Raw genomic sequence first — 2,349 nt, 5'->3', positions numbered from 1 at the left:
CTCCTGAAGCCCCATCAACCCGGATGCACCGCCGGAACGACGCCGCCCTGCCCGCGTACCCCGTCTGTCACCGTCATCGTGGCGCCGACGGGGTACGCCCGTCGCCCGCGAGCGGAGTGCGACTTCAGCGGATGCGGTGCTTCCGCCAGAAGGGGCCGAGGTCCCTGTGCGTCATCGACTGTGCGGCCTTCTTGAAGTCGACGGTGGTGGAGACGCCGTACCAGTGGTCGTGGGCGTACTTCTTGATGAGGCGCGCCATGGTGCCGGCCCCGAGGACGTGCTCCAGGTCGGCCAGGACGCAGGGGCCGATCCCGTACACGACCTGGAAGTACTCGCCACGGTGTGTAGACCAGTAGGCCATCGAGTTGGTGAGCGCGGCGGTGGCGCTCGGCCAGGAGTCGTCCGGCGAGCACTCGAACCCGTCCCAGCGGTAGTAGCGCGCGTTGGCGTACTGAGCGAAACTCTCGTCCAGCCAGGGTGAGTTGTACTCGTCGTTGCCCACGACGCCGTACCACCACTGGTGGGCGATCTCATGGACGGTGGCGCCGCCCTCCTCCTCGGTGCCGAGGATGACCAGGCCGGGGTACTCCATGCCGCCGGCGAACCCGGGGGTCATCACGAGGTCTATCTCGCCGTACGGATAGCGGCCGAACTCCCTGCCGAACCGGTCGATGGCGGCGACGCCGTCCTTGCGGTTGAGGCGGACACCGGCGGCGGGCGTGTTCGGCGACCAGTACGACTTCACACGCACGCCGTCGGGCGAGGTCTGGGTCGCGGTGCGGAACGGGCCCGCCGCCCATGCGAAGTCCCGCACCCGCTTGGCGACGCTGTGGGTGACCGTACGCCCGGTACCGCCGGGGCGGGTCCATGTGCTGCCGGTCGCCGGGACCTTGAGGGCGGACGGGTGGTCGAGGCGCACCCGGAAGTCGCTCGCCAGGGTGTAGAAGCTCTCGCCGTACGACACATACGGATCGAGGTGCCACCCCCTCGCGTCGTGCACGGCGAGGACCGGCAGCGCGTTGCCCAGGAAGCGGAACGCGCCTTCGCGGCCGAAGCGGTTGTTGCGTGCGGGCACGGTGAGGGCCACGTCGAAGGAGACGGCCGTCCGCTCACCGCGTGCGAGCGGCCTCGGAAGAGCGATGCGCAGCGCCGTGCACTTCACGCCGGGGCGGCCCGGAGTGCCGCCGCGCACGTGGGAGACGCGGACGGGGGACGGTCTTCCGGATGTCCCGCAGCCGTCCTCGCCATTGCCCCACAGACGTATGTACACCTCACGCAGGGGCCGGCTGGAGGCGTTGCGGAAGGACACCGTCTGCCGGCCCGCCCAGTGGGAGCCGTCGGCGTCGGCGCGCAGCTTCACATCGTAGCTGGGGCGGTCAGGCGTCGCGGGTTCGGCCGCTCTCACCGCGGCGCCGGGCGCCGGGCCGGACGGCGTGCCGGCCTCGGCCACGGTGGAGCCTGCTGTCGCGAGCAGCGCGAGCAGGGCGACCAGCAGACGGCGACCGGTTCTTGAGGGGCGCGTGGGCGACGAAGGCAACGAAGGCATGGCAGACGACATGACAGATGACATGCCAGCGGATCTTGTCACAGGGTTCCCCACGGCCGACACAGGCCCGCGCGAAGAGGGGAGGTCGGCTCCGCTTGGGCGGCGAAAATGCCAGGGTACGCAGGGGATGTTCGCTGTACGTTGGCGCACAGTAAAGATCCCGGTTCAACCCATCCGCAGTTCATCCCCTTCCATGAGGCCTGGCCACGTGTTCCTGACCATCACCACCACCGGCACCCCCGAACGCCCCGCGACCGACCTCGGCTACCTGCTGCACAAGCATCCCGACAACGCGCAGACGTTCTCCACCTCCTACGGCACTCCGTAGATACGTAGGTTGAAACTGCTCTCCGCTCTGCCTATGGCAGAGACACAGAGGGCGCTACTTGCCGCGCGGATCAGCGTGGGACACCGACGAATCAACGTCCATCCCAAGGCAGTTGGAACACCTCCAGACGTGGGCACAGGTCGTTCGGTGTCCGGCTCTGTAGACCTCCCTGAGCGCCCCTCTATGGGCCCCTGGCTTACCGAGGAAGGACGGGAGAAGTGGGACGTCTTGGCAGTCACCACACAGGACCGTCTGAGCCGTGACGATCTCCATTTCATGGCGTTCGTCAAGAACGTTCTTGACTGGGGGAAGACCCTCGTTGTCCTGAATGACCCATCCTTCGATATCTCCACAGAGACAGGACGGCTCATTGCCTACGCCAAGGCGACTCAGGCAGCAGCAGAGCTGAGAAAGATCCGGCAGCGCAGGGCGGCGTCGTTCCGGCGGTGCATCCGGGTTGATGGGGCTTCAGGAA

Annotated in this window: 2 protein-coding genes and 1 pseudogene; 2 read left to right on the top strand and 1 reads right to left on the bottom strand. The window is 67.7% G+C overall.

All coding sequences use genetic code 11. From position 1 onward, the window contains the following. Window positions 1-124: 124 nt before the first annotated feature. Entirely contained in the window at window positions 125-1,546 is a 1,422-nt protein-coding gene (locus ACWGKT_RS48375; protein WP_453278802.1) for a M1 family metallopeptidase, read from the bottom strand. 208 nt (window positions 1,547-1,754) lie between these two features. Here ACWGKT_RS48375 and ACWGKT_RS48370 point away from each other — a divergent pair. Both ACWGKT_RS48370 and ACWGKT_RS48365 read left to right on the top strand, forming a co-directional pair. Next, window positions 1,755-1,868: pseudogene (locus ACWGKT_RS48370) on the top strand (hypothetical protein); the annotation flags it as partial. A gap of 39 nt (window positions 1,869-1,907) precedes the next feature. Further along, window positions 1,908-2,349: recombinase family protein (locus ACWGKT_RS48365; RefSeq protein ID WP_453278801.1), on the top strand; the 442-nt coding region annotated here is incomplete at its 3' end.

Source organism: Streptomyces sp. NPDC054794, from assembly GCF_053611585.1.
This window is presented reverse-complemented; position numbering and strand designations above follow the sequence as displayed.